Genomic DNA, 25,511 nt, shown 5'->3' on the forward strand with positions numbered 1-25,511 from the left:
CACTCGTTTGGTGCGTTTCGCTACGGTCATCGTTGCTCCTAGATGCTGGCAGTCTCCTGCCAAATGACCGTTTACACAAAACTAATTACACCCTCTCCGACTCACGCAGACCACTAACGCCGAAAGCAGCAAGCCGGCACTGACCCCAACCGCTACCGCAGAACCCTCGCACCAATCCACTCGCTAACCTCCCGCAACGACCAAAAACCAACAACGCCAGCAGACCCTCCGGTCCACCGGCGCGAGCAAACCAAATCCAACCCAACTCAAAAAACCTTACTTCAAAGCACCACCCTGAAACCACGCGGCGATCTTTGAGCGCTCACCATCGGTCATCTGCGTAACATTCCCTAGCGGCATTGCCTTCAACACCACAGCCTGTTGATAAAGCCGCTGCGCATTTAACGAAATCGACTCCGGCGTATCCAGCAAAACCCCCGCCGGGGCAGCCCCCATCATCGTCGGATGAGCTGCATGACACGTGGCGCAACGCTGCTGCAGGATCGGCTCAATATCGGCTACGCGAATCGCCGGCGCACCAGCCACTGGCGCAACCGTCGGCACCGCCTTCGGCATGGTCCACGCAAACGCACCAAACATCAGCAGCACACCAATCACCGGCAGGTACCACAACACCTGCCCACGATGACGCATCACAAAGAACTGCCGAATCAGCGCACCCGCCAGCATGATGATCAGCAACACAGCCCAGTTATAAGGATGCGTATAGGTCATCGCGTAGTGATTCGACAACATCACGAACACTACCGGCAATGTGAAATACGTGTTGTGCACCGAACGCTGCTTACCACGCTTGCCATAAATGGCATTGGGCACTTCGCCCTTCAGCATGGCCTCGACCATCTTGCGCTGACCAGGAATGATCACGAAAAACACGTTCGCCGACATGATCGTGGCCAACGTCGCGCCCGTAATCAAATACGCAGCACGCCCCGCAAACACATGGCATGCAAGCCATGCCGCGATGATCACATAGGCGCCCACGCAGATCCCGAGCAAACCGTCGCGATTGCCCAGCAACCGGCACAGCGAGTCATACACGATCCAGCCCGCGAGCAAGAAGCCCAGTGCCGATGAAACCGCCACCACCGGTCCCATATCGAGCACGTTCTTATCGATGAGATAAGTGCTCGGCGAGAACAGATACAACACCATGAACAAGCCAAAGCCGGACATCCACGTGGTGTACGAAGGCCACTTCGACCAATGCAGGTCGTCGGGCATGTTCGGCGGCGCAACCGTGTACTTCTGCATGTTGTAAAAGCCGCCGCCATGCACGTGCCACAACTCGCCGAACACACCGCGTTTGGTCGCAGCGGGATCTTTCGGCGGCTTCAGGCTGTTGTCGAGCGCCACGAAATAAAACGACTCGCCAATCCAGGCGATCGCTACCACCACATGCAACCAGCGCAAAGCAAGATTCAGCCAGTCAACAATAAAGCCTTGCATGAAACGTCTCCACTACGAATTCTGTTGTTGATTCATCGGACGGACGCAAGGGGCACAAGCGTCAGCCAACACACTGCGCGTCAGATAAAAACTCAGCTGCCGCGATAAGTGCTGTATGCCCAAGGCGATACAAGCAGTGGCACGTGATAGTGCGACGTGGCGTCGGCAATACCAAAGCGCAGCACCACGCGGTCCACAAACCGTGGCTCCGGCAGATCAACGCCGCTCGCTGCGAAATAATCACCCGCGTGAAACACGAGTTCGTATTCGCCAGCGACAAACGCATCGTCCTGTAGCAACGGCGCGTCGCAACGGCCGTCCGAATTGGTGTGCGTGGTGAGAAGCGCGCGCCGGGCGTCGCCGGTCAGCACGAAAAGTTCGACCTTGATACCGGCGCCGGGGCGGCCGTGCGCGGTATCGAGTACGTGGGTTGTGAGCTTGCCCATTCGCTTTGTCCTTGTAGTGTGCGAGGAATGGCTGCGCATCGAACCGTCTGTGTTCTGACAATCAGCGGCGGATCGAGGCTCCACAAGCGTGGCTACATACCCGTCGGCGTGAGAGGATGCGCGCCGTGTACAGCATTGTAAAAAGTTGCAGTGATCATAGCGCCCGCGATAGGCAAGATAATCACCAGCGCATAACGGCTGCCCGCTTATTGCGCTTTCGTAAAGAAAACGTCAGCGTTTCAGCCCTTTTTACCGCTTTCCGGCGATGCTACGCGAGCCAAAATTCACGATCATATTGAGTCCGTGAAGACAACTATGGCAGTGTTCGCATTGTCACGGGCTTTTTGGCTACGGACAGTAGCGTCTTGCACAGCGGCCACCGTGGCCTTACACAGCGGGGCTCGCTGGGCATCCCGAAGACGGCGATCGACGCTGGGTAACCGGGTAATTGGCGCGGATGCAAGTACTGATTTTGTGCTTCTGCGCCCTCGGTAAAACAGAGAAATAGCGGAGATCGACATGCAACAGAAACCCCGGACATTGCTGGTGAAGAACGCGCGCGTGCTCGTGACCATGGACGAGACACGGCGCGAGATTCCTAACGGCGGCTTATTCGTCGAAGGCAACCGGATCACGCAGGTCGGCGCGACGAGCGACTTGCCGCAACAAGCGGATGAGGTGCTGGACCTGGCAGGCCATCTGGTGATTCCCGGCCTGGTCAACACGCATCACCACATGTACCAGAGCCTCACGCGGGCGGTCCCGGCCGCACAAAATGCAGAGTTGTTCGGCTGGCTCACCAGCCTGTACAAAATATGGGCGAACCTAACGCCCGAGATGATCGAGGTGTCGACGCTGACCGCCATGGCCGAATTGCTGCTCTCGGGCTGCACGACGTCGAGCGACCATCTCTACATTTATCCGAACGGTGCGCGCCTGGACGACAGCATCGTGTCGGCGCAGCTGATCGGCATGCGTTTTCACGCGGCGCGCGGCAGCATGAGTGTCGGGCAAAAGGACGGCGGTTTGCCGCCCGATTCAGTGGTCGAGAAAGAAGATGCAATCCTGAAGGACACGCAGCGCCTGATCGAAACCTACAACGATGAAGGCCGTTACGCGATGCTGCGCGTGGTGGTGGCGCCTTGCTCGCCGTTCTCGGTCAGCCGTGAACTGATGCGCGATTCGGCGGTGCTGGCGCGGGAATACGGGGTATCGATGCATACGCATCTGGCCGAGAACGTGAACGACGTCACGTACAGCCGCGAGAAGTTCGGCATGTCGCCAGCCGAGTATGCGGAGGATTTAGGCTGGGTCGGACCGGATGTCTGGCACGCGCATTGTGTGCAGCTTGACCGCGCCGGTATTGAGTTGTTTGGGCGCACGGGTACGGGTGTCGCACATTGTCCGTGCTCGAACATGCGGCTGGCGTCGGGCATCGCACCCATCCGGGCGATGCGGGACGCGGGCGTGAGCGTTGGATTAGGCGTGGACGGATCGGCATCGAACGATGGCGCGCAGATGGTCGCAGAAGTGCGGCAAGCGTTGTTATTGCAGCGCGTGGGTTTCGGTCCAGACGCCATGAGCGCACGCGAAGCGCTCGAAATCGTGACGCTGGGTGGCGCGAAAGTACTGGGCCGGGATGATATAGGCGCGTTGGCTCCGGGCATGGCGGCCGATTTCGTTTCCTTCGATCTGAGCCAGCACGGCTTCGCCGGCGCGTTGCACGACCCTGTCGCGGCGCTGGTGTTCTGTGCGCCGTCGCAGGTATCGACAAGTGTTATCGACGGAAAGGTGGTCGTGCGTCACGGTCAACTGACGACGGTCGATCTTGGACCGATCGTCGAGCGTCACAACCGGCTGGCGGGTCAGCTTATAGCAATGGCGAATTAAAGGCGTTCAAGGCGTTTCGATCAGCGAGCGCGTGGCATCGGCAACAAGGTGTCGCAGCCACCGCACTTCGTCGGAGTAATGGCAGCGCTCGTGCCACAGTTGGTAGTACTGCATCGGCGGAAAGTCGAGCGGTGCGGGCACCACGGTCAGCGGCAGGAACTTGGCGTAGTGATCGGCGAAAAGACGTGTGGTGGTGAACACGAGATCCGACTTGATCAGCACGTACGGCGCAAGGTTGAAGTAGGGCAGCGTGACGACTACATGGCGCTTGAGCCGCTCGCGTGCCAGATGAACATCAATCGCACCGCGCTGGCCAACGGAATACGGCGTAGGTGCCAAGTGCGGTGCGTTGAGGTATTGATCGAGCGTGAGCGCGCCGCGGCGGGCAAACGGATGATTCGAACTGACGAGACAAACAATCTTGTCGACGAAAAGATTCGAGAGATGCAACTGTTCAGGCGGCTCGGGCCAATTGCCCACGACAATATCGAGCTTGCCTTCCTCCAGCGCAAGTTCGTAGTCGAAGGCGGGGCCGAGTGAATGAAATTCGAGCGTGGCGTTGGGCGCGGCTATACGAAAGCGCTCCACCACGGTAGGCACGAACAGCACGTTCAGATAGTCCGGGCAACCAATGCGATAACAGCGCACCGAAGTCGCCGGCTCGAAGTTGTGCTGCTGAACCTTGATGCGTTCGATTTCGCGCAGTGCGTTTTGTGTGGGTTCGAGCAGGCGCAGGCCGTACTCGGTCGGCACCATGCCCGCTTTTCCGCGCACGAGCAGCGGATCGCCGGTGATGTCGCGCAGGCGCCTGAGCGCCGCGCTGATCGCAGGTTGTGACTGATTGAGCTTGACGGCCGCGCGCGTGACGCTGCGCTCCATCAAGAGGGTGTGAAGGACGCGTAACAGGTAAGTGTCGATCGCTTCGCGTTGCTGACTCATCTTCTCTCCAATATACGGTCAGGCTGATCGACCAGGGTGCACAACATATCGTTTTTAATATGACACATTGTTTCCGTCAAGCTGGGCATACCCTCAAGCACATTCGTTGCAAGCTATGCAACACCGTGCTGTTGCTAATTGCGCGCACTATTTTGAGCAATCGACGGCCCGCACCGTTTTGGGTATCTTTTACTCGCAGACTGCAAGTTTCCGTTGCTGCCATGCCGGTCATACCGGTTTTGCGCAATTTCCGCACTTTCTGAGTCCATATGGGCGACGCCATTTCCTCATCCATTCAGCCGGGCGGTGTGCTTACTTCCCGCCTCGCGCTTCACGGCATCAGCAAGCAATATCCCGCCGTCAAGGCCAACGACGACGTCACGCTCATTGTCGAACCGGGTGAAATCCACGCGGTGCTTGGCGAGAACGGCGCGGGCAAGTCCACGCTGATGAAGATCATCTACGGCGCGGTTCGTCCAGACGAAGGCGAGATTTTCTGGGAAGGCGAACCGGTCGAGATCGGCAGTCCGGCGGCGGCGAGAAAGCTGGGCATCGGCATGGTGTTCCAGCATTTTTCGCTGTTCGAGACGCTGACCGTGGGCGAGAACATTGCGCTAGCCCTCGACGATAAATTCGATCTCAAGACGCTCGGTAAGCGGATTCGCGAGGTATCGGCGAATTACGGGCTCGATGTCGATCCGCAACGCCACGTTCATAGCCTCGCGGTGGGCGAACGCCAGCGTGTGGAGATCGTGCGCTGCCTGCTGCAGAACCCGCGCCTGCTGATCATGGACGAACCCACGTCCGTGCTCACGCCCCAAGCGGTCAAGAAGCTCTTTACGGTGCTGAGACGGCTGGCGTCGGAGGGATGCAGCATTCTCTATATCAGCCACAAGCTCGACGAGATCCAGGCGTTGTGCCAGACCGCGACGGTCATGCGCGGCGGCAGGGTGACGGGGCGCGTCGATCCGCGCAAGGAAACCCACGCATCGCTCGCACAACTGATGGTCGGCCATTCGCTGCCCGATTACACACGTCGCGAACATACGCCGGGCGAGGTGAAGCTCGCGGTGAAGAACCTGTCTGTTGCCAGCGCCGATCCGTTTGGCACGTCGCTGCAGGACGTCTCGTTCTCGGTGCACGCGGGAGAAATCTTCGGCATCGCGGGGGTATCGGGAAACGGGCAGGCCGAGTTGCTGGCCGCGCTCTCGGGCGAGATCCGCGATAAACACGTGGCCCCGGACGCCATCAGCATTGTCGGTCAGCACGCCGCCCGCTTCAGCGCGGCCGGACGGCGTGCACTCGGCTTCGCCTTCGTGCCCGAGGAACGGCTCGGGCGCGGCGCGGTGCCGGCCATGTCGCTGGCGGAAAACGCGCTGCTGACCGGGCATCGCGAACACATGGTGCGCGGCGGCTGGATCAGTACGAAGACCATGCGCGCATTTGCCGACCGCTGCATCAGCGCGTTCGACGTCCGCTGCGGCGGCAACGGCGCGCTCGCTCAAAGCCTGTCAGGCGGCAACTTGCAGAAGTTCATCGTGGGACGCGAGATCTTGCAGGAGCCGAAGGTGCTGGTGGTCGCGCAACCGACCTGGGGCGTCGATGTCGGCGCCGCGGGTTTCATCCGGCAACAGCTACTGGATCTGGCGGCACGCGGCGTCGCGATCCTCGTGATATCGGAGGAGTTGGAAGAACTCTTCGATATCTGCGATCGCATCGCGGTCCTTGCCCGCGGCAAACTTTCGCCGGTCCGCGAGACTGGTTTGACCAACGCGGAAGAAATCGGCCTCTTCATGGCGGGTCTCTTCGATGGCAATCGTGCCGACCCCGTCGCCCTCGACACCACGGCCCCGACATAATGAATTTTCCTTATCGACTCGAAGCGCGGCCCACTCCGTCGCGCGCCATGCAGCTTGCCGTGCCGCTGGTCGCCGCGGTGCTCACGCTGATTATCGGCTTCCTGATTTTTACGCTCGTGGGCCAGGACCCGCTGCGCGCGATGCACGGCTTTTTCATCGAACCGTTGTCGAACGTGAACGGCTGGTCCGAACTCGTGCTGAAGGCGTCGCCGCTGTGCCTGATCGCGTTGGGGCTGGCGGTGGGGTATCGGGCGAATGTGTGGAACATTGGCGCTGAAGGACAGATGCTGCTGGGCGGGATCGTGGCGGGCGGCATAGCGATTCACGTTGGCGACGCCACGGGCTGGTGGATCCTGCCGCTGATGATGATTGGCGGCGTGATAGGCGGCATGGCGTGGGCTGCGATTCCCGCGTTGCTCAAGAGCCGTTTCAACACTAACGAAATCCTGACGAGCCTGATGCTCACCTACGTCGCGACGCAGTTGCTGATCTACCTGGTGAGCGGTCCGTGGCGTGATCCCGAGGGCATGAACTTCCCGATCTCGGCGATGTTCGGCGATTCGGCGCAATACCCCCGCCTTTACAGCGATTGGGGCTGGGCATGGCTGAAGGGCACGCGGATCAATGCGTCCGTGTTCCTGACCATGATTGCGATTCCGCTGGTGTGGCTGTTCATGCGCAAGAGCTTCGCGGGGTATCGGATGAACGTGGGTGGCCTGGCGCCGCTGGCAGCGCGCTACGCCGGTTTCTCCGATAAAAAAGCCATCTGGACCTCGCTGCTCCTGAGCGGCGGTCTGGCCGGCTTGGCCGGCATGGGTGAAGTGGCCGGACCGATCGGGCAATTGCAGGCGAGCTGGTCGCCGGGGTACGGCTTTACGGCGATCATCGTGGTGTTCGTCGGACGCTTGCATCCGGTTGGCATCGTGCTGGCGAGCCTGCTGATGGCGTTGCTGTATCTCGGCGGCGAGGCGGTGCAGACGTCGCTGCAATTGCCGCAGGCGCTCGCCGGCGTGTTCCAGGGGCTGTTGCTGTTCTGCTTGCTCGGGGCTGACCTGTTCGTCAACTATCGCGTACGGCGCCGGGTCGCTGCGCATGCACATTCATAGATAAAACCATGGACATCAATCAGGCCGGTTCGCTCTCTTCAAGCGCCGTTGTAGCCGCCATTCCGCTGATGTTCGCCGGCGCCGGGGAGCTCGTCGCGGAGAAGTCGGGGGTGTTGAACCTCGGCGTGGAAGGCATGATGCTGATGGGCGCTGTCACCGGTTATGCCGTGACCGCGATCACCGGCAACCCGTGGCTCGGCATTGTGGGCGCGATTGTCGCGGGCGTGCTGATGTCGCTTGTGTTCGCGTTCCTCACCATCACCATGCTCGCGAACCAGGTGGCCACGGGTTTATCGCTGACCATATTCGGCATTGGATTCTCGGCGTATATCGGCAAGCCTTATACGTCGGCGGCGGTGCGCGCGACTATCGACGTGCTGCCCATTCCCGGTCTTACCTCCATTCCTGTGATCGGCCCTGCGTTTTTCACGCTGACGCCGCTCGGTTATCTCGCGTTCATCATGTTCGGCGTGATCGGCTGGTTTTTATACAGAACCCGTGCCGGGCTGGTACTGCGCTCGGTGGGGGAGTCGCCTTCGGTCGCGCATTCCGTGGGTTTTCCGGTAGTGGGTGTGCGTTATGGAGCAACGCTTTTTGGTGGCGGCATGGCGGGGATCGCGGGCGGTTATTACTCGATCGTCTATCTGCATTTGTGGCAGGAACAGCTTACGTCGGGGCGCGGCTGGATCGCGCTCGCGCTGGTCGTATTCGCGACGTGGCGGCCGGGGCGGTTGCTGATCGGGGCGTTGCTGTTCGGCGCGGTGATGGCGCTGCAGTTCTACGCACAGGCCATTGGCGTGCCCATTCCGACGCAGTTCCTCGCCATGCTGCCGTACGTTGCGACGATCGTCGTGCTGGTGCTCATCTCGCGCAATCCGAACACGATCAAGCTGAATGCGCCTGCGTCGCTCGGGAAGCCGTTTTTTGCGGCTAGCTGACGGTCCGAACCATGGCCTGATATTGCGGCATGATTTTTACAAACATCATTGAACCATCGACAGGAGAATCACGATGAAGAAAAGCTGGCTGAACACCTTGGGCGCAGCCGGAGCCGTGGGCACGATGCTCGCGCTATCCGCCACGATGGTCGCCGGCCCTGCACGGGCTGCCGATGCACCGGGCGTTGCGTTCGTCTACCTCGGCAATCCCGGCGATGCAGGCTGGACCTTTGCCCACGACGCCGGCACAAAGGAGGTGGAGGCCAAGTACGGTAACAAGATCAAGATCACGCGGGTGGAAGACGTGCCGGAATCGGCGGATTCGGAGCGCGTGTTCCGCGACCTGGCCGCGAAGGGTAACAAGGTGATCGTGGGGACCAGTTTTGGTTACCAGGACTTTGAACTGAAAGTGGCGCGTGATTATCCGGACATTACGTTCCTGACCGCGACGGGCTACAAGAAGGCCAAGAACTTCGGTGTGTACGACAATCGCATGTACCAGGGTGCTTATCTTGCCGGCGTCGCAGCGGGTTACGTGACGAAGACGAACACGCTGGGGTTTGTTGCATCGGTGCCCATTCCTGAAGTGATTCGCAATATCAACGCGTATACGCTGGGCGCGCGTTCGGTCAATCCCAAGATCCATACGAAGGTAATCTGGATTAATAGCTGGTTTGACCCGGGTAAGGAAAAGCAGGCGGCGGAGACGCTGATTGGGCAGGGTGCTGATGTGTTGTTGCAGAACACGGATTCGAACGCGACGCTGGCGACGGCTGCAGAGAAGAAGGTGTATGCATTCGGGTGGGATTCGAACATGCAGAAGTTTGGTCCGAGTGCTCATTTGGGCTCGGTGGTGCAACATTGGGAGGTGTATTACAACTCGATGATCCAGCAGCTTCTTGATGGCAAGGTCAAGACTGATCCGGTCTGGCTGGGGATGCCGCAAAAGGCGGTGAATCTTGAGGACATCAACACGGCCGTGGTGCCGGCGAAGGCGGTGCAGGCTGTAGAGGCTAAGCGTGAACAACTGCAGAGCGGCAATTGGGACGTGTTCATGGGGCCGGTGAAGGACCAGTCGGGAGCGGTCAAGATTGCGGCAGGCCAGAATCTGACCGATCCTGAACTACAGCGTATCAACTGGTATGTGGAAGGCGTGGATGGGTCGCTGCCGAAGTAAGTAATCGGTGGGGGTAGGCGAGGCTGCGGAACGAACTTCGGCTCGCAAAACTTACCGGCTGTTTGTCATCGTTTCCGTCATAAGAAAAGGCCGCGCTTTGGTTAAGCGCGGCCTTTATTGTCTGCGTCGTGATTAATCTTAATCGTCGATTCGCAGTCCAACTTTAAGCGTGACCTGCCAGTGTGCGACCTTGCCGTCCTCGACTTGGCCGCGGGTGCCGATGACTTCGAACCAGTGCAGGTTGCGGAGGGTTTTTGAGGCTTTTTCGAGCGCCACGCGAATTGCATCGTCGCTTGATTGGGTCGACGACCCGGTGAGTTCGATTTGTTTGTAGACGTGATTGCTCATTGTGTTCTCCTTGGGTGTCGGGCTGATGGCATTGGACGCTGATTTGCCTTCGTAGGACTGAGCAAATCATGCGCCAAGGGGGGACCGTTCGCACTCGGTTTTTCTACGGGGAAGCGCGGGGGGGGAGGGGATTATTTCGTGCGAGATTGTCCGCGCGCAGCGCGGGGTGTCCCTTGGGCAGGTTCAATCACTGGTGGCGAAGCGTGTGGGTATCCGTGTTCGGAGAAGGAGGGGTTCACACATCCTTCGCTCTGGCGAGCACCGTGCTTTTGGGGCACCTATGAATGGGAACTGCACGCTGTGGACACTTAGGGTAGTGCGGTGAAAGCGTTTTCTTTGCTTCGTTTCTTTGTCGCTTTGGACAAAGAAATGACGGGCCGCCACGCACAGTGGCTAATAGTGATGAAGAGAAAATCCGACTCATGCAGACCGCTAACGCCGAAAGCAGCAACCCGGCACTGACTCCGACCGCTAACCCCAGAACCTGACACCCCGGCATAACCCCGACCACTAACCCCGGAAAACCCACCCGCCAAACCCCGTCCACCGGCGCGAGCGAAACACCTATCTCAATGGTCGAGAAGCCGCATCCCCCGCATCCTGCCGCCGTGCACCGCGCCTGGACCTCGCAGTCGCGGACGCGCCGAATTCGCTCAAGATCTGGGTCCGCGCCCGGCTGGCAAACACAAGAAACCCGAAGCCGTTGGCTTCATACCAGTAACCGCCGTTTTCGAGCCCGTCGAGCGGCTGTTCAAGCGCGTTCGTAATACATTCAACGCACCGGCGATGCAATTCATCCACCGCCGGATACGGCGGTTGTGCGCCACGAACGCTGCAAAGAAGTACATCGAGCCCTGGCAGCACATGCGCGTACAACACCGGTTCATCCTGTGCGCGGGCGCGTGCAATCTTGGTATCGAGTTGGCCAAACGGCTTGAAATGCCTGAGCACGGCGAGGAAAGACTCGTCACCGTCGACCTTTGCGCGTCTACGCTTTTTCGGGAAGGACATAAAAATTCGCCTGAAAAAGAATTGCAAAAAACGCAGCGTCCTCATGCGGCCACTCCCATCTGGCGGGCCGCTCGTTTGTCTGGACACGTCGATCTTTTATAGCACATCGAAGTGGTGGATTCACGGCGATTCAGTTTAGGACACCGCCAGGTCGGTCACGCTCGGCCGGCCCTCACGGTGGCGCACGAATCATGCCGATAACCCTGCTGCGGCTCGCATGTTTCTGTCTCAATAATAGACCTACGAAACCCCGCTGCGATGAAAAATCGCTAGAAAATTCAAACGAGTGTCATGAACGCCACCAACTCCGTGATTGCGTCCGAAAAATGAAAAAGCCCGCGACGACGCCGTCACGGGCTTTTCTGGAACACCGCCTCCTGTCCCGGAGGCTCAGGTCAGACGCTTAGCTCACGCGCTCAGGTCAGACGCGCGGCGAAGCCTTCAGCGAATCGCGGATCTCACGCAGCAACAGCACGTCTTCCGGCGTTGCGACGGGCGCCGGTGCCGGCTCCTCGGCTTTGCGTAGCTTGTTGATGAACTTGACCATCAGGAAAATGATGAATGCCAGGATGATGAAGTTGATCAGCACGGTAATGAACGAGCCGTAACCGAACACGGCGACCCCCGCCGTCTGCAAGTCCTTGTACGAGTCGGGATTGCCCTTGAACGTGGGGGGTATGTTTCCCAGCTTGATGAACATGTTGGAAAAATCAAGTCCGCCCGTGACCAGCCCCACGACCGGCATGATCAGATCCTTGACGATCGAATTGACGATGGTCGAAAATGCGCCGCCGATAATCACACCGACCGCCAGATCCATCACGTTGCCCTTGAGGGCGAAGCTCTTGAATTCCTGAATCATGCTCATGCGTCGCTTCCTCCATTAAAGATCATAAGAATCAGCAGCAAGGGATGTGCCAATTAACGGCTTCCGTATTCACAGCCGACGTCCCGGCTTTGCTCTTCTGTTCAGGCTCTCACCGTTTTTTAAACGGATAACGGCAATGATAGCTAATCGGTAGTAATTGCGTCCCGGCTTTTTTGAGATGATCGGCTGATCGGATAGGGTTTGGCGGTTGGATTCTGCTTGTTTTGCCCCTCGTTTTCCCCAATCGCACTGCTACGCTTTCTCGGGCGGTGCCGCTATCACGAGTCCCTGCGCGATCGCCGCGACAAACGCGGCATGGTCGGCGGCGGTCTGCGCACCGTAGCTTTCGGCCCACTTGGCATAGGCTGCGTCCAGGCGGTCCGAGTTGCCGCAATAGCCGGCAATCAGAGCGGCATCGCCGGTGCGGGCATGAGCGCGCGCGAGCAGCAAGCCGAGGCACCACGCATAGAAGTCGAAGGTCGCACCGTGCAGCCAGTCCACCGGAATCGAGCCACGGATGTTCTTCATCTGTCGCACGTAGAAGTCGCGGCCTGAAATGGTCGTCCAGCCGAGCAGCGGGTCGGAGGAGCTCTGCAGCAGGCGCTGACCCTGCACGACGCGCCGTCCCTGATGGCCGAATGGTTCGGCGATTGGCGGCACGAATGTCGCGGCGGCCGGCACGATGCCTTCTTTCACCTGCATGAACAGCGGGTCGCCATGGGCACGGCCGAGCAGCAATAGCAAATAGGCTCGCGTCCCGACGCTGCCCACACCCACCACGCGATGCGCGACATCGACCACGTCGTAGCGTTCGAGCATGGTCCGCCATTCGCCCGCGATGGTCTGCAAATAGCCCCGCAGCCCCTCTGTAACGTGATTTTTCTCCGCTGCGTCAAGACGGGTCAGGATCGGCGGGTCGTCGCGGAAACGCCAGCTTTTGCCTTCGGGCTCGGCGACGCGGGCCAGCATTGTCGCGTGACTGTGCTTGGTCGCGCGCTCGACGGCCTTGGCAATGGTCGCCTTCTCGGCCGGATCGAGCGCGACAGGCGCTTCGATATGCAACACGCTCGCGTACGAGCGCATCTGCCACAGTTCGTAGGCGGGGACTTGGGCCAGCGTCGACATCGTGGTCCGGTAGGCCGTGCAGGCGGTGCGCACCGCGCGCTCGCGGCCGGTGATGTCGACTGCGTTTTCGGACGCCGCCACGTTAATGCTGGCCGTGAGCCGCTTCAGATCCCATTCCCACGGGGCGACCAGCGTTTCGTCGAAGTCGTTCAGGTCGAAAACCACGTCCTGGCGAGGCGTGCGGAACAGGCCGAAATTGTTCAGATGCGCGTCGCCATCAATCATTACGTGATGACCGATAGACGGCGTATGTGCGAGGTCCCAGGCCATCACGCTCGCCGCGCCGCGCAGGAACGCAAACGGCGACGCGGCCATGCGTGACATCCGCAGCGGGATCAGCCGTTCTTGCCGGCCGGCGTTGTTGGCGAGCACGCGTGCCACGGGGTCCGGGCGGTCGGTTTCCGGTTTCCAGGCCGCGTGCATGTCGAAGGGGACCGAGTCGCGCAGTGAGCGCCCAAGAACACGGCTTTCCTCAGCGTTGCCGAGGGACGGGCCGGACAGGCTGATGGCTGGATTCGCGGATGCGACGGGACGGGTGGGCAAGACAGTGTTCCTCGGTTGATCGATAGCGCAAGGCGTGAACGAGTTCATGACCGTGCCGGGCCGATGAGCGGGACGCATGATCACGATGCGCGCCCGCAGCGATTTCGTACAGCCCTGGATTCCACAACCACGAATGGAGAATTTTTCGTTGGTCTTAAACGCGAAACCACGCCTCACCATAATAACGAGTGTCTGGCAGCCGCCAGAATCTGTCCGAAAAGGACGCTCCGCGATGGGCACGAAACCTGCTGTCTTTCTGCCCATGCTCGTGATTGCGTTGCACGCATGGCGGAATAATCCGTCGTCCGATCCCGGCGAGCAATCCGTAACCCTCGCAAGCCGCTGGCGGCGCGGCGGGTTGAAGCACCCTGCACATATCGATTTCAGTTGAAGCTCTAAACACCTGGACACACGCATACATGAACACGACGCACGATATCCGCATTGCCGAAGGCTCGCCGTTCCCCTTGGGCGCGACCTGGGACGGCGAGGGCGTCAACTTCGCCTTGTTCTCCGCGAACGCCACGAAAGTCGAACTGTGCCTCTTCGATAAAAACGGCGAGAAGGAACTCGAACGCATCGAATTGCCGGAATACACCGACGAAGTGTTCCACGTCTATTTATTCGGTTTAAAACCGGGCGCGGTCTATGGGTATCGCGTGCATGGTCCGTACGAGCCAGAAAACGGGCATCGCTTCAATCCAAACAAGCTGTTGCTCGATCCGTATGCGAAGGCGCATGTGGGCGAGCTGACGTGGGACCCGGCGGTGTTCGGCTACACGCTGAACGCGGACGGCGATGACCTCACGTTCGACGAACGCGACAGCGCGCCGTTCGTGCAAAAGTGCCAGGTGGTCGACCAGAGCTTTTCATGGGTCCACCCGACGCGCGTCCGGGTGCCTTGGGAGCAGACCATCTTCTACGAAACCCACGTGCGCGGTTACACGAAACGTCACCCGGCTGTGCCCGAACACGCGCGCGGCACATTCGAGGGACTGGGCACGAAGGAAGTGATCGAGCACATCAAGAGCCTGGGGGTGACATCGGTTGAATTGCTGCCTATTCATGCGTTCGTGAACGACAGCCATCTCACCGACAAAGGCCTCACCAACTACTGGGGCTACAACACGATCGGCTTTTTCGCGGCCGATCCGCGCTTCTTTGCGCAGGGCCCGGGCGCGGTCGCGGAACTCAAGCAGATGATCGACCGCTTCCACGAAGCCGGCCTCGAGATCATTCTCGACGTGGTCTACAACCACACGGCCGAAGGCAATGAACGCGGGCCGACGTTGTCATTCAAGGGTATCGACAACGCTTCGTACTATCGGCTCCCCGAAGACAAGCGTTATTACATCAACGATACCGGCACGGGCAACACGCTCAACTTGTCGCATCCGCGCGTGCTGCAGATGGTCACCGACAGCCTGCGCTACTGGGTCACCGAGATGAACGTGGACGGTTTCCGTTTCGATCTTGCGACCATCCTCGGCCGTGAGCCCTACGGTTTCGATGAAGGCGGCGGGTTTCTCGACAGTTGCCGCCAGGACCCGATTCTCTCCAGCGTGAAGCTGATCGCCGAGCCTTGGGATTGCGGTCCGGGCGGATATCAGGTCGGTGGTTTCCCGCCCGGCTGGGCGGAGTGGAACGACAAATACCGCGATACCGTGCGCGAATTCTGGAAGGGTGAAGAGGGCGTGGCGGCGGAACTGGCCACGCGTATCACCGGTTCCGGCGATAAATTCAACCATCGTGGCCGCCGTCCGTGGGCAAGTGTGAACTTCATCACCGCGCACGACGGTTTTACGTTGAACGACCTTGTCTCGTACAACGAGAAGCACAACGAGGCGAATGGCGAGGACAACAACGACGGCAGCTCGGACAACCGCTCGTGGAATTGCGGCGAGGAAGGACCGACCGATGATCCCGAGATCCGAGCGCTGCGCGAGCGCCAGAAACGCAACATGCTGGCTACGCTGCTGTTCTCGCAAGGCACTCCGATGATTCTCGCCGGCGATGAATTCGGCCGCACGCAACAAGGCAACAACAACGCGTATTGCCAGGACGACGACATCAGCTGGGTCAACTGGGACATCGACGACGACGGCCGCGCGTTAAACGATTTCGTTCGCAAACTCACGACCCTGCGGCACACGCTGCCGGTGCTGCGTCGTGGACGTTTCCTGACAGGCGAGTTCCACGAAGACCTGGAACTCTCCGACGTGAAATGGCTGAGCCCGTCCGGTGAGGAGCTGACGCCGGAACAATGGGACGATCCGTTAATGCGCTGTTTCGGGCTCGTGATCGACGGTCGCGCGCAAGCAACAGGCATTCGCCGTCCCGCGTCGGACGCCACGCTGCTGCTGGTCTTCAACGCGCATCACGACGTGGTGGACCTGACGCTGCCCGAGATTCCCGGCAGTGACCAGTGGAGTTGCCTCATCGACACCAACGCACCAATCCGTGAAGAGCTGGAAGACTTCGATTCGGGCGCGGTGTATCAGGTAACCGGCCGGTCGCTCCTGCTGTTCGCGTTGCATGCACGCGGTGCGACCAAACGGATCTTCCAGCGCCTGGAAGAAGCGCTTACCGACGAAGTCGAACCGGAGGGCGGTAACGCGGAGTAAGGGAGCGTTATCTACGACAGGGGTTTGTAACGGCTATCATGCGGGTCATGAACCTTGCCCCGCTGTTTCGCTTACCTTGCCACCCCTCGTTTTCATCCACATCGCAGCCTGTCGTGCAGCGCACCCGGCAGACATGATGTTCGAGGCACTCCTACGTGTTGCGAACTGGGATCAACTCGAGCGCATCTGGGAATTTATTGTGGGATTCTTCAAATTCCTGTGGGCGTTGCTGCGCTTTCTCGGGGGCGGATGAAGATGGTATTGGCCTGAATATGCGTTGAATCTGGCGGCACCAATAAAAAAGCTCCGAACCAATCTGCGTGATTTCGTTCGGAGCTTTTTAACATTCAGCGTAGCCGGCACGGCCGGCAGTCAGCTCAGCTGTTGTCCCAGTTGCCGGAATCGTTGCTGCCCAGGTCGACGCCGCCGCCGTTGTCGCTCCAGTCGTTCGAACCGTTGCCGAAGTCGAGTCCACCGCCGTTGTTGTCGCCACCTCGGCGGCGGCGCAATTCGTCGTCGTCGACCGGAACTTCGCGTTCGATCACACGCTCGCGGTTGCCGCCGGACAGCGCCTCACCCAGCAGCACGCCGGTCAGCAATCCGCCCATGCCGCCACCAAACCCACCGCCTTGCTGCACGATGACCGGCGGCTGTTGCTGCGGTTGCGGTGGATAAGGCGAATAGGGCGGCTGACCTTGCGGGTTGCGCCCAAAGCGCTCAGCTTCCTGCGCATAAACCGATTGGCCATCGGCGCTTGCCGGGGCGGCTGTTGCGCGCGGATCGGGCCGGCCTTCCGAACGAGCCCGCACGCTGTCGATCTGGTTCGACAAATCTTCGATCGCGTACGGCGGCACCGGGTTTTTCGAATTGGACAGCGCTTCGACCATCTGGCGCAGTTGTGTCTCGATGCCTTCGACTTCCTGAAGCATCGCTTCGTGACCCGGCTGGGTCGATAAACGCACGTCGAGCTTAAGCGACCGGACATCGTTGAGCAGTTCGGTCGCGCGCTTCAACTGCGTGCGGCGATCGGCGTCGGCCTGGCCGTCGTCGTTGGAACGCGCGCGTTTCAGACCCCAGCGCAGCACGAGCGCAATCCCGGCGAACAGGACCGCAAGCATCACCCACATGCCCATTGACGGGCCGTGTCTTTCGGGAGCCGCTACGGCACCTTGATTGAACGGATTGCGTGTGACCGAGGCAGACGTCGAATTAGACGTATTGGTCGATGAATTCACGCGGTTTGCATCCGAGCGGATACGCGCTTCCATGGCATTGAAGCGTGCCGGGTCAGTGAATTTAATGGCGGGGTCGAGTGTGCGCGCTTGTTGAACCTGAGCGAGCGCGTCGGAGGAACGGCCTTCGCGATCCAGCACTTGCGCGTATAAATAGTGCGCCTTGGCGTTGTTCGGATGCGCCTGCAGTACTTCCTGCAACTGGGCGTCGGCCTGACTCCAGTTGCCTTGTGTCATCGACTGCTCGATCTGGCCGGCGCTCGGTACGGCGGCGAAGGCCGCCGCTGAGACCAGCATCAGCGATGCAACTACAGCCATCACATATTTTTTCATCAGCGGACCGGGGCGTTCGCACCCGTCTCCATTCCATGCGACATTTCGATGCAATACCCCAATGTTGCTCGCGGCCAACTGCGCTATCGCGCCGTTCGCCGCGCCTTCAACCGACCGCGTGCAGCCCTGGAGGCTAACCTCACTGCTGATTTGCGCTGTCCGGCGTCTGCCCCGAAGGGCGCAAGCCTTGGTCCTGCTCTTGCCGTACCTCAGTCTCGGGCCGCCGCGAAACTTTCGCGCCGGCCTGAGAACCGACGCTTTACTGCGCCGGCGTGTTCATCTGCTTCTTGAGCGCTTCCAGGCGGTCTTCGACAGACGGGCCGCGCGTGAGCGCCGCGAGTTTGTCTTCGAGTGCCTTGCCGCTCTTCTGATCGGCCGAGTTCAGCCGGGCATCCGAGCGTGCATTCGACAACTGGACCTTGTCTTCCAGTTTTTGAAAGTCTTCCGACAGGTTCTTGCCGCCAATACCGCCCAGCGCGGTTGCCGCGACATCTTTCGCCGTTGCAATCTGCTGCTTGGCTTGAAGAATATTCGACCGCGAGTTGAGCTCGTTGCGCCGCTGGCGCATGTCGTTGATCTGCTGCTTCAGGTGATCCACCGACGGCACCAGGGTAACCAGCTCGGCGGCCAGTGCATCGCGTTCTGTTTCGGCGTTTGCCTGCGCACCCAGAGCTTCGCGGGCAAGCGCTTCGTCGCCGCTTTGCAGCGCGCGCTTGGCGCCGTCTTCATACTTCTTCGCCTTCTCGGCAGCAACATCGCGCTTGCTTTGTTGCGTGGCGACCTGCGCTTCGATTTCGATTAGCGAGTTCTCGGCCTTCGCGATGCTGTCGTCGAGCTCGCGCACGATCTGGCGAGCGTCGCGCGACGGGTCTTGCACGGTGTCGGCGGCGTCGTTCAGCAGGCCCTTGACGGTGCGCGAGATGGAATCCAAAAGCGACATGAGTTTCCTCCTGGAAATGAAGTCGGCTGCCAGGCAGCAACGTTCGATGAACATTCTGTGAACGTTCGCCAACGTTTGATTAAGCACGGCGCCCACGGCGTCGCGCGTCGGATAAATCGGGCCGGGCGCACGGATTACAAGCTCGCGGATACATTTTGTTGCGAAGCGGGAATCCGCACATTGACGGCTGGTTCCGCCGACTGAGCATGATCCTTGGTCATCATCACAACGCCCTTGCACGGCATCTGATTTTTGCCGCTGTATTAAACCATGCAACGGCTTAAACCGGGCTTAACAGGATTATCTTAACGGTACACCATGCGTTTGATTTAGCGAATACCGCGACAGAAATTCAGGTTTTTCAACGAGATAAGAACGCTAGCCATGCCGATAACGTTGGCCGTTGCATTCGCCGTTACTACGATCGTTTTCCAGATTCTCGACGCCATCGGGCCTGGTGTGAGCCTGCGGAATTTGTATCAATGCGAAATCGGCGAATTATTTTTGCCGAAACCCGATTCTGGCGGGGCGGCTATTTTCTACGTGATCCACATCGCGGGACTGGTGAACGGAGCGGTGTCCGGAATCGTCGCGTATGCCGCGTGCGACCTCACCAACCTGGCGATGCCGAGGCTGAAGCGCGACGCTCGTCGCATGCACGCCCCGTGGGACGCAGTGGCCAGGCGTGGTCGCTATCGCCACGCGGGGAGTCCAACTCGAAACGCAACTGAACCGCCGGGCCGCCCGGTCAGGAGCGCCTGGAAAACGACGCGTCTTCGTCCAACTCATCCGGCGCACCGAGGTCGTCCCCGGAATCGCAGGTTTGCGGCAGGACGTCGTCCGTGTCCGGTTCAATCGCAGCCAAAGGATTCGGCCCTTCAGCCGCCAACGTGCGTTTGCTGGCCACCTTCGCCACGAGCGCCGCGTCCCGGGCCTCGCGCGCGGCGGCTCGTTCAGCAACTTGCCGCAGCGCGACATTCAGCGGGTCAGGTGTTTTCGGCGCACGCAACCGGTCTACAAGACTTGCGGCCTTCACCTGTTCGCTGGTCGCGTTGAAGCTCAATACGGCGCGCCGCATGAGTTCGCTGACGCTGACGCCAAGAGCGTCCGCAGTGCTGGTGATCGCAAGTTTCTGCGCAGGAGTGACAAAAACAACGATGCGTTCGCTGGGTTTGGTAGTCATGAGCGCCTCGCTAAGCAGGGCTGGGCAAGTCAGAACGGCCGATATCCGACACGGGCAACGCCATTTGATGCGCTTTCGGCGTACGCGGCGGTACGGCAAACCACGCAACCAACGTTTCCATCATATCGTTTTGCCATCGTCTCGTGCGTGTGCGCACATTCCCCGAGCCGGGCTTCGGACGCTATCCGCATCGAGCGCTTGCAATATTGAGATAGTGGTGCTAATGCCCTCTCCGCGATAACGCCGGACGGCGGGTCTTGACGGACATACCCGTCGCGGCGGCCTGTTACACGGGATTTACTTACAAAAAAATCCCTTCACTGCCGGTGCTCGGCGCTCGAATTCTTTAAAATGCGCTGTTATTCTGCGCAGGGCCGTCAGCGTTGCAATTTTTCTTACAATGCGATAACGGCCCATTCGCAGAAACGCGCAGCCAGTCCGGGGGCAACGGCACGCGACGCAGCAGTCCAGGTCCATTCCCGGGAAGCGCTTTTTTGAGCGTTTCCCGGCGTCGATCAGGCCGCGGCGCTACACATCGGCTACACGGCGGAGCCGGCCACGGCTTTCGCTCACCCCAACATTTATCGTTACGCGGTTTCATGGCGTTGCGCACCGGGCGCCTTAGGGGCGCGCCGTTCAATCCAAGTCATGCCAATCATCAAACGACCGAATTCCTCAAACGCTCCACGCGATGACCGGGATCAAGATGGTCCCAATCGTTACCGTCAACCCGCCAAGTCTCCAGCCGGACCCTCGATCGTGCTGCGCATCGTGTTCTGGTTCGTGGGGCTGTTCGCCGTCGCGGCAATCATCGGCGCGCTGATCATTGGTTATGCGCTGGTCGTGATGGGGCCGAATCTGCCCTCGCTGGACGCAATCACGGACTATCAGCCGAAAGTGCCGTTGCGGATCTACACCGCGGATCACGTGCTGATCGGCGAATTCGGCGAGGAGCGGCGTCGGATCGTGCGCTTCGACGAGATCCCCGACCAGATGAAGAAGGCCGTCCTCGCGATCGAGGATTACCGCTTCTACGAGCACGGCGGCGTCGATTTCATTGGTATTGCGCGGGCAGGGTTGAGTGACATCATGCACGGCGGCGCGTCGCAAGGCGCCAGTACGATCACCATGCAGGTCGCGCGTAACTTCTTTCTCTCGAGCGAGAAGACCTACACGCGCAAGATCTATGAAATGCTGCTCGCCTACAAGATCGAACGCGCGCTGACCAAGGACCAGATTCTCGAGCTGTATATGAATCAGATTTATCTGGGCGAGCGGTCGTACGGATTTGCATCGGCGGCGCGGGTGTATTTCGGCAAGGACCTGAAGGACCTGACGCTTGCCGAATGCGCGATGCTTGCGGGCTTGCCGAAAGCACCGTCGGCGTATAACCCGGTCGTCAATCCGAAGCGTGCGAAGGTGCGTCAGCAGTACATCCTGAAGCGCATGCTCGATTTGAACTTCATCACGCAGGCGCAATTCGACCAAGCCAGCGCTGAAGAAATACACGCGCGCGTGGCGGGTACGGAGTACAGCGTCCATGCGGAATATGTCTCGGAAATGGTCCGGCAGCTGATGTACGCGCAATATCGCGACGAAACATACACGCGTGGTTTTTCGGTGACCACGACTATCGACTCCGCCGATCAGGAAGCGGCGTATGACGCCGTGCGCAAGGGCGTGATGGATTACGAGCGGCGCCATGGGTATCGCGGGCCGGAAGGTTTCGTCAATCTGCCGACGAACGAGGATGACCGCGACGAAGCGATCGACGACGCGCTCGCCGATCATCCCGATAACGGCGATCTGATCGCGGGCGTGGTGACATCGGTGAATCCGAAGCAGGTGGTCGTGACGTTCGTCAATGCCGATCCGGCGACCATCACCGGCGACGGCTTGCGTTTTGTCGCCGCTGGTTTGCGCAGCAACGCATCGGCGGCGGTGCGGATCAAGCCGGGTTCCATCGTGCGCGTGATACAGGACGCGAAGGGCAACTGGAGCATCACGCAGTTGCCGCAGGTCGAGGGTGCGCTCGTTTCGCTCGTGCCGCAGGACGGCGCGATTCGCGCGCTGATAGGTGGCTTCGACTACAACAAGAACAAGTTCAATCACGTCACGCAGGCGTGGCGTCAGCCGGGATCGAGCTTCAAGCCGTTCATCTATTCGGCATCGTTGGAAAAGGGTCTTGGACCGGCAACCATCATCAACGACGCGCCGCTGTATTTCCCGCCGACCAGCCCGGGTGGACAGGCGTGGGAGCCGAAGGACGACGATCAGCCTGATGGTCCCATGTCCATGCGCACGGCCTTGCAGAAGTCGAAGAACCTTGTGTCGATCCGGATCCTTTCGTACATAGGCACGAAGTACGCACAGGATTACGTCACGCAGAACTTCGGTTTCGATGTCGATAAAACGCCACCGTATCTGCCGCTCGCGCTCGGTGCCGGTCTTGTCACGCCGTTGCAATTGGCCGGTGGATATTCGGTGTTCGCCAACGGCGGTTCGCGGATCAATCCGTATCTGATCGGCGAAGTAGCCGATGCACACGGCACGGTGATCTCGCGCGCCAATCCGCTGGTTGCCGGCAGCAACGCGCCGCAAACGCTCGAGCCGCGCAACGCGTACGTGATGAACAGCTTGCTGCATTCGGTCGCGACCGGCGGCACGGGCGCCGGCACCAATGTGCTCAAGCGTAACGACTTGCAGGGCAAGACCGGCACGACCAACGACGCGAAGGACGGCTGGTTCGCGGGTTACCAGCATCAACTCGTGGCGATCGCGTGGATGGGATACGACCAGCCGAAGTCGCTCGGCAGCCGGGAGTTCGGTGCACAGCTTGCGTTGCCGATCTGGGTGGAGTACATGCAACGGGCGCTCGCGAAGATCCCGCAGCAGCAGATGGCGATGCCTGATGGTTTGACGACCGTCGACGGCGAGTTGTTTTTCGCCGATAAAACGCCGGGTAATGGATTTGTTGCGAGCATCGGCGTGGATTCAGCGAATCCGATCGAAGGTGCAAGCGATGCGGTGGGTGGTGTCGGTCCTGGTGGATTGACGCCCCCGAGCGTGCCGCCCCCCAGCGTGAACCCGGCCGAGCGCCAGGAGATCATGGATCTCTTCAAGGGGCATTGATTGGGGTGTTCGCTGCAGGAGCCTTCGCTTGCGATGCTCCTGCAGTCATCTGGCTCTCCCGTTATGCGAGGCCGATCTGGCGAAGGTAATGCCAAAGAAGAAGGGCGCGCCGCAATCAAATTGCTGCGCGCCCTTTTTATTGCTGCGTGCTTATTTGCCTAGCGTGGACGCCGGCTTCACCGCGCATGTCGTCTCGATGCTCGACTGATCCGCGAACGTCAGCTTCAGCGGGATCGTTGATCCAACCTTCAACGGCTTGGGTGCGTCCTCAAGCATCAGGTGATAACCGCTCGGGGCGAACGCGAGCGTGCCGTGCGCGGGCACTTCGGCGGAATCGACCATCGACATGGTCGATGTGCTGCCGTTACTCGTCGATTTATGCAGCATCGCCATGCCGAACGCGGGCGTTTCGGCGCCGGTAAGGGTAGCGGGTTTATCGCCGCTATTCGATATCACGAAGTAGCCCGACGACGGCAATTTAGCCGGCATCGAACGGATCCAGCAATCGTGTACTTCGAGCGTCGCGGCTTGCGCGCCGGTTGCAGCAAGAGCGCAAAAGGCCAGCAAACCAGCGTGAATCAGGGCGTTCTTTTTCATGATCAACTCACTTTACGTTGAAGAGATAGTGGCCTTGCGTACGATGACCGTCGTCGGCCACGGCCGTCCATTTCACTTGATATGGGCCTGTTTTCAGATCACCGAGGGCGGCGCTCATATGTTTCTTGTTGGCCGCATCGACAGCCGATTTCGCGCTGTTGACCTGCTTGCCCGCTGCATTGACCACAGTCAGCGTGCTGAATGCCGGTTCGAGATCTTCTGTGAAATCGATGGCTACTTCGTGCGGTGCTTCGACGGTTGCGTCAGGTGCGGGTGTTTGCTGCGTGGGATGCGCATGCGCAACAGCCAGTTGAGTTGTTGCGAGGAGCAGGGCGCCAAGGCCGCCATGTCTGACCATGCTTATGAGAGACGTGTTCATGCCGATCCTGTTTTGATCTCGTTTTATCCGGATGACGCGGATGATGAGTACTGGCCATTTAGCCAGTGGCAATGCGAAGAAGAATCAGACAAAGACTGGCGGCGCGCGAGGCTGTGCAGCGAAGACCGGCGCATAAGGCGGGAAGGGCTGGGCAGGGGTGTTGTCGGGTAGAGATCCCGACGTAGCGCGCGCTTGATATGCACTTGCGCAAGGTGGTGCTGCGGGTGAGTGTGCCGCGAGATTGCAGTACCCGCATGCGTTCCAATGACCTGCGGCGGAGTGCTGCGAAGAAGTGGGTTTGGCAGTGCCGGTCTGCGGGTTCGGTGATGTTGCCGAGCAGAACGCGCTCAGGATTATCTTGGGCTGCGCGCCGGAGGCAAGTGCTTGCGACACGGCCGGAGCGAGCGCGGTCATCAGGATCGCAAGCAATCCGAGGAGGCTGCCGAACTTGCGGACGAGGCGACGGCGCATGAGACTGACGTTGGCTTCCAAAGCGGCTGAGCCGCCGATTATGCCACGCGAGGATGCGAGCGTTTGTGCGCTGGCAGGGCGACCATTCAGCGCAGCATTGGACCATGAGGACTTGATATTCGCGTTACACAAGCGCGTGCCCCAACGCTACCTGACCCAACCGTTGACGCCGAAATGAAAAAAGCCCGGAGAACCGGGCTTTTGACTTTTAATCCTTGGTTGCGGGGATAGGATTTGAACCTATGACCTTCGGGTTATGAGCCCGACGAGCTGCCAGACTGCTCCACCCCGCGAAAAAGATTATAAGACAACGGGCACCGCAGTGCAACATGTTTGTCATGTTCCTTCGCTTTGACAGCTTGATCGAGTGCGGCTTGAATTGATGAGTCGCGTCGATGCTGTTGGTGCCTACATATGTCGGGGCGCTGCATGTAAGAGCGGCATTGTGCCGGATAACGTGACATAGCCCGGGCTGAATGTGACCGGGGTCGATTTCTCGTGTTGATGCGTATTGGCGCACAGGGCATAGCTCGAAGCGGCGATCCGCCCACTTCGCTTATCGCGTGTCGGACTATTTGCCGGTACTGCGACGCAAGCACCGAGCGCTTCATTCCGGACGGACTTGTAAACATTATTCATTTGCATATCAACGTAAAGTTGACCCCAATCCATGAGTCGAGCCCTCAGAGGGAAGGGATTCTCTTCGTGCTGGACCAATGCCTGTGTCGAATTCGCTTCAACTTGCCGAAGGCTATGTGGATAACGTCGAACTCTACTGAGCAAGCTTGAATGTCCTGGTGAGAAAGCTCCCAATTCACCTGGTACAGGATAGATAATACATAAGGATACCGAATCAATTGATATATAAGACGATTTAGGTCAAGTTGAGAATCCTTGGCC

General features: G+C 59.7%; 21 protein-coding genes, 1 tRNA gene and 2 pseudogenes. 9 read left to right on the forward strand and 15 right to left on the reverse strand.

What is annotated here, in order from left to right:
* Positions 1-276 precede the first annotated feature (276 nt).
* Positions 277-1,470: a urate hydroxylase PuuD gene (locus ABH944_RS05145; protein ID WP_062090181.1), complete on the reverse strand. Its 1,194-nt coding sequence runs from the start codon at positions 1,468-1,470 to the stop codon at positions 277-279.
* Positions 1,471-1,562: 92 nt separating this feature from the next.
* The gene (gene uraH, locus ABH944_RS05150; RefSeq protein ID WP_089164586.1) at positions 1,563-1,916 is read right to left on the reverse strand and encodes a hydroxyisourate hydrolase; all 354 of its coding nucleotides are present in this window, start codon (positions 1,914-1,916) and stop codon (positions 1,563-1,565) included.
* 519 nt (positions 1,917-2,435) lie between these two features.
* Here uraH and ABH944_RS05155 point away from each other — a divergent pair.
* Positions 2,436-3,806 (forward strand): 8-oxoguanine deaminase, encoded by a 1,371-nt coding sequence (locus ABH944_RS05155; protein ID WP_404605345.1) that lies wholly within the window; start codon positions 2,436-2,438, stop codon positions 3,804-3,806.
* Positions 3,807-3,812: 6 nt separating this feature from the next.
* Here the strand turns inward: ABH944_RS05155 and ABH944_RS05160 are convergent, their stop codons facing one another.
* Positions 3,813-4,745: a LysR substrate-binding domain-containing protein gene (locus tag ABH944_RS05160; protein WP_097262378.1), complete on the reverse strand. Its 933-nt coding sequence runs from the start codon at positions 4,743-4,745 to the stop codon at positions 3,813-3,815.
* A gap of 269 nt (positions 4,746-5,014) precedes the next feature.
* Here ABH944_RS05160 and ABH944_RS05165 point away from each other — a divergent pair, with 269 nt between their 5' ends.
* The 4 genes from ABH944_RS05165 (at position 5,015) to ABH944_RS05180 (ending at position 9,825) form a co-directional block, all read left to right on the forward strand.
* Positions 5,015-6,604 (forward strand): ABC transporter ATP-binding protein, encoded by a 1,590-nt coding sequence (locus ABH944_RS05165; protein WP_404605343.1) that lies wholly within the window; start codon positions 5,015-5,017, stop codon positions 6,602-6,604.
* A complete protein-coding gene (locus ABH944_RS05170; protein ID WP_062090186.1) occupies positions 6,604-7,710 on the forward strand; it encodes an ABC transporter permease in 1,107 nt (368 codons plus the stop codon). The genes ABH944_RS05165 and ABH944_RS05170 overlap by 1 nt, the downstream gene beginning before the upstream one ends.
* Before the next feature lie 8 nt (positions 7,711-7,718).
* The gene (locus ABH944_RS05175; protein ID WP_062090187.1) at positions 7,719-8,648 is read left to right on the forward strand and encodes an ABC transporter permease; all 930 of its coding nucleotides are present in this window, start codon (positions 7,719-7,721) and stop codon (positions 8,646-8,648) included.
* A gap of 73 nt (positions 8,649-8,721) precedes the next feature.
* A complete protein-coding gene (locus tag ABH944_RS05180) occupies positions 8,722-9,825 on the forward strand; it encodes a BMP family ABC transporter substrate-binding protein (RefSeq protein WP_404605341.1) in 1,104 nt (367 codons plus the stop codon).
* 138 nt (positions 9,826-9,963) lie between these two features.
* Here the strand turns inward: ABH944_RS05180 and ABH944_RS05185 are convergent, their stop codons facing one another.
* The 4 genes from ABH944_RS05185 to ABH944_RS05200 form a co-directional block, all read right to left on the reverse strand.
* Positions 9,964-10,173, reverse strand: coding sequence for a dodecin (locus tag ABH944_RS05185; protein ID WP_062090189.1), 210 nt, complete (start codon positions 10,171-10,173; stop codon positions 9,964-9,966).
* A 564-nt stretch (positions 10,174-10,737) separates the two neighbouring features.
* Entirely contained in the window at positions 10,738-11,229 is a 492-nt protein-coding gene (locus ABH944_RS05190) for a hypothetical protein (protein ID WP_062090190.1), read from the reverse strand.
* A 376-nt stretch (positions 11,230-11,605) separates the two neighbouring features.
* The gene (gene mscL, locus ABH944_RS05195) at positions 11,606-12,052 is read right to left on the reverse strand and encodes a large conductance mechanosensitive channel protein MscL (protein WP_404605340.1); all 447 of its coding nucleotides are present in this window, start codon (positions 12,050-12,052) and stop codon (positions 11,606-11,608) included.
* 252 nt (positions 12,053-12,304) lie between these two features.
* Positions 12,305-13,720, reverse strand: a complete 1,416-nt coding sequence (locus tag ABH944_RS05200; protein ID WP_404605338.1) for a DUF2252 domain-containing protein — start codon at positions 13,718-13,720, stop codon at positions 12,305-12,307.
* 232 nt (positions 13,721-13,952) lie between these two features.
* On the opposite strand from ABH944_RS05200, the gene ABH944_RS05205 reads away from it, so the two are divergent.
* Together ABH944_RS05205 and glgX are read left to right on the forward strand one after the other, a co-directional pair.
* Positions 13,953-14,111, forward strand: a complete 159-nt coding sequence (locus ABH944_RS05205) for a hypothetical protein (protein ID WP_404605337.1) — start codon at positions 13,953-13,955, stop codon at positions 14,109-14,111.
* A 28-nt stretch (positions 14,112-14,139) separates the two neighbouring features.
* A complete protein-coding gene (gene glgX / locus ABH944_RS05210; RefSeq protein WP_404605335.1) occupies positions 14,140-16,344 on the forward strand; it encodes a glycogen debranching protein GlgX in 2,205 nt (734 codons plus the stop codon).
* A 377-nt stretch (positions 16,345-16,721) separates the two neighbouring features.
* Here the strand turns inward: glgX and ABH944_RS05215 are convergent, their stop codons facing one another.
* Together ABH944_RS05215 and ABH944_RS05220 are read right to left on the reverse strand one after the other, a co-directional pair.
* Positions 16,722-17,909 carry a tetratricopeptide repeat protein gene (locus ABH944_RS05215; RefSeq protein WP_062090240.1) on the reverse strand — a complete coding sequence of 396 codons (1,188 nt, stop codon included), beginning with the start codon at positions 17,907-17,909 and terminating at the stop codon, positions 16,722-16,724.
* A gap of 259 nt (positions 17,910-18,168) precedes the next feature.
* Positions 18,169-18,849, reverse strand: a complete 681-nt coding sequence (locus ABH944_RS05220) for a PspA/IM30 family protein (RefSeq protein WP_404605334.1) — start codon at positions 18,847-18,849, stop codon at positions 18,169-18,171.
* Positions 18,850-19,233: 384 nt separating this feature from the next.
* Here ABH944_RS05220 and ABH944_RS05225 point away from each other — a divergent pair.
* A pseudogene (locus ABH944_RS05225) lies at positions 19,234-19,404 on the forward strand (DUF2177 family protein); the annotation flags it as partial.
* A 363-nt stretch (positions 19,405-19,767) separates the two neighbouring features.
* Here ABH944_RS05225 and ABH944_RS05230 read toward each other — a convergent pair.
* A pseudogene (locus tag ABH944_RS05230) lies at positions 19,768-20,032 on the reverse strand (plasmid mobilization protein); the annotation flags it as partial.
* Positions 20,033-20,680: 648 nt separating this feature from the next.
* Here ABH944_RS05230 and ABH944_RS05235 point away from each other — a divergent pair.
* The gene (locus ABH944_RS05235) at positions 20,681-23,164 is read left to right on the forward strand and encodes a penicillin-binding protein 1A (RefSeq protein ID WP_404605333.1); all 2,484 of its coding nucleotides are present in this window, start codon (positions 20,681-20,683) and stop codon (positions 23,162-23,164) included.
* Between the two features lie 150 nt (positions 23,165-23,314).
* Here ABH944_RS05235 and ABH944_RS05240 read toward each other — a convergent pair whose 3' ends face one another.
* The 5 genes from ABH944_RS05240 to ABH944_RS05260 all read right to left on the reverse strand — a co-directional run bounded on the left by ABH944_RS05240 (position 23,315) and on the right by ABH944_RS05260 (position 25,283).
* Entirely contained in the window at positions 23,315-23,761 is a 447-nt protein-coding gene (locus tag ABH944_RS05240) for a copper chaperone PCu(A)C (RefSeq protein WP_404605331.1), read from the reverse strand.
* Positions 23,762-23,768: 7 nt separating this feature from the next.
* A complete protein-coding gene (gene copC / locus ABH944_RS05245) occupies positions 23,769-24,140 on the reverse strand; it encodes a copper homeostasis periplasmic binding protein CopC (protein ID WP_404605330.1) in 372 nt (123 codons plus the stop codon).
* An 84-nt stretch (positions 24,141-24,224) separates the two neighbouring features.
* On the reverse strand, positions 24,225-24,611 hold the full coding sequence (locus tag ABH944_RS05250) for a DUF2946 domain-containing protein (protein WP_404659308.1): 387 nt from the start codon (positions 24,609-24,611) through the stop codon (positions 24,225-24,227).
* Positions 24,612-24,827: 216 nt separating this feature from the next.
* A tRNA-Met gene (locus ABH944_RS05255) sits at positions 24,828-24,904 on the reverse strand.
* A gap of 115 nt (positions 24,905-25,019) precedes the next feature.
* The gene (locus tag ABH944_RS05260) at positions 25,020-25,283 is read right to left on the reverse strand and encodes an ESPR-type extended signal peptide-containing protein (protein ID WP_404659310.1); all 264 of its coding nucleotides are present in this window, start codon (positions 25,281-25,283) and stop codon (positions 25,020-25,022) included.
* Positions 25,284-25,511 lie beyond the last annotated feature (228 nt).

It is taken from the genome of Caballeronia udeis, assembly GCF_044909315.1.
Taxonomy (GTDB): domain Bacteria; phylum Pseudomonadota; class Gammaproteobacteria; order Burkholderiales; family Burkholderiaceae; genus Caballeronia; species Caballeronia udeis_A.

Excerpts from the sequence above, each read along its gene's own strand:
- ABH944_RS05145 (WP_062090181.1), bottom strand. The coding sequence starts at position 1,470 with ATGCAAGGCTTTATTGTTGACTGGCTGAATCTTGCTTTGCGCTGGTTG.
- uraH (WP_089164586.1), bottom strand. The coding sequence starts at position 1,916 with ATGGGCAAGCTCACAACCCACGTACTCGATACCGCGCACGGCCGCCCC.
- ABH944_RS05155 (WP_404605345.1), top strand. The coding sequence starts at position 2,436 with ATGCAACAGAAACCCCGGACATTGCTGGTGAAGAACGCGCGCGTGCTC.
- ABH944_RS05160 (WP_097262378.1), bottom strand. The coding sequence starts at position 4,745 with ATGAGTCAGCAACGCGAAGCGATCGACACTTACCTGTTACGCGTCCTT.
- ABH944_RS05165 (WP_404605343.1), top strand. The coding sequence starts at position 5,015 with ATGGGCGACGCCATTTCCTCATCCATTCAGCCGGGCGGTGTGCTTACT.
- ABH944_RS05170 (WP_062090186.1), top strand. The coding sequence starts at position 6,604 with ATGAATTTTCCTTATCGACTCGAAGCGCGGCCCACTCCGTCGCGCGCC.
- ABH944_RS05175 (WP_062090187.1), top strand. The coding sequence starts at position 7,719 with ATGGACATCAATCAGGCCGGTTCGCTCTCTTCAAGCGCCGTTGTAGCC.
- ABH944_RS05180 (WP_404605341.1), top strand. The coding sequence starts at position 8,722 with ATGAAGAAAAGCTGGCTGAACACCTTGGGCGCAGCCGGAGCCGTGGGC.
- ABH944_RS05185 (WP_062090189.1), bottom strand. The coding sequence starts at position 10,173 with ATGAGCAATCACGTCTACAAACAAATCGAACTCACCGGGTCGTCGACC.
- ABH944_RS05190 (WP_062090190.1), bottom strand. The coding sequence starts at position 11,229 with ATGAGGACGCTGCGTTTTTTGCAATTCTTTTTCAGGCGAATTTTTATG.
- mscL (WP_404605340.1), bottom strand. The coding sequence starts at position 12,052 with ATGAGCATGATTCAGGAATTCAAGAGCTTCGCCCTCAAGGGCAACGTG.
- ABH944_RS05205 (WP_404605337.1), top strand. The coding sequence starts at position 13,953 with ATGGGCACGAAACCTGCTGTCTTTCTGCCCATGCTCGTGATTGCGTTG.
- glgX (WP_404605335.1), top strand. The coding sequence starts at position 14,140 with ATGAACACGACGCACGATATCCGCATTGCCGAAGGCTCGCCGTTCCCC.
- ABH944_RS05215 (WP_062090240.1), bottom strand. The coding sequence starts at position 17,909 with ATGAAAAAATATGTGATGGCTGTAGTTGCATCGCTGATGCTGGTCTCA.
- ABH944_RS05220 (WP_404605334.1), bottom strand. The coding sequence starts at position 18,849 with ATGTCGCTTTTGGATTCCATCTCGCGCACCGTCAAGGGCCTGCTGAAC.
- ABH944_RS05235 (WP_404605333.1), top strand. The coding sequence starts at position 20,681 with ATGCCAATCATCAAACGACCGAATTCCTCAAACGCTCCACGCGATGAC.
- ABH944_RS05240 (WP_404605331.1), bottom strand. The coding sequence starts at position 23,761 with ATGAAAAAGAACGCCCTGATTCACGCTGGTTTGCTGGCCTTTTGCGCT.
- copC (WP_404605330.1), bottom strand. The coding sequence starts at position 24,140 with ATGAACACGTCTCTCATAAGCATGGTCAGACATGGCGGCCTTGGCGCC.
- ABH944_RS05250 (WP_404659308.1), bottom strand. The coding sequence starts at position 24,611 with ATGCGCCGTCGCCTCGTCCGCAAGTTCGGCAGCCTCCTCGGATTGCTT.
- ABH944_RS05260 (WP_404659310.1), bottom strand. The coding sequence starts at position 25,283 with ATGGATTGGGGTCAACTTTACGTTGATATGCAAATGAATAATGTTTAC.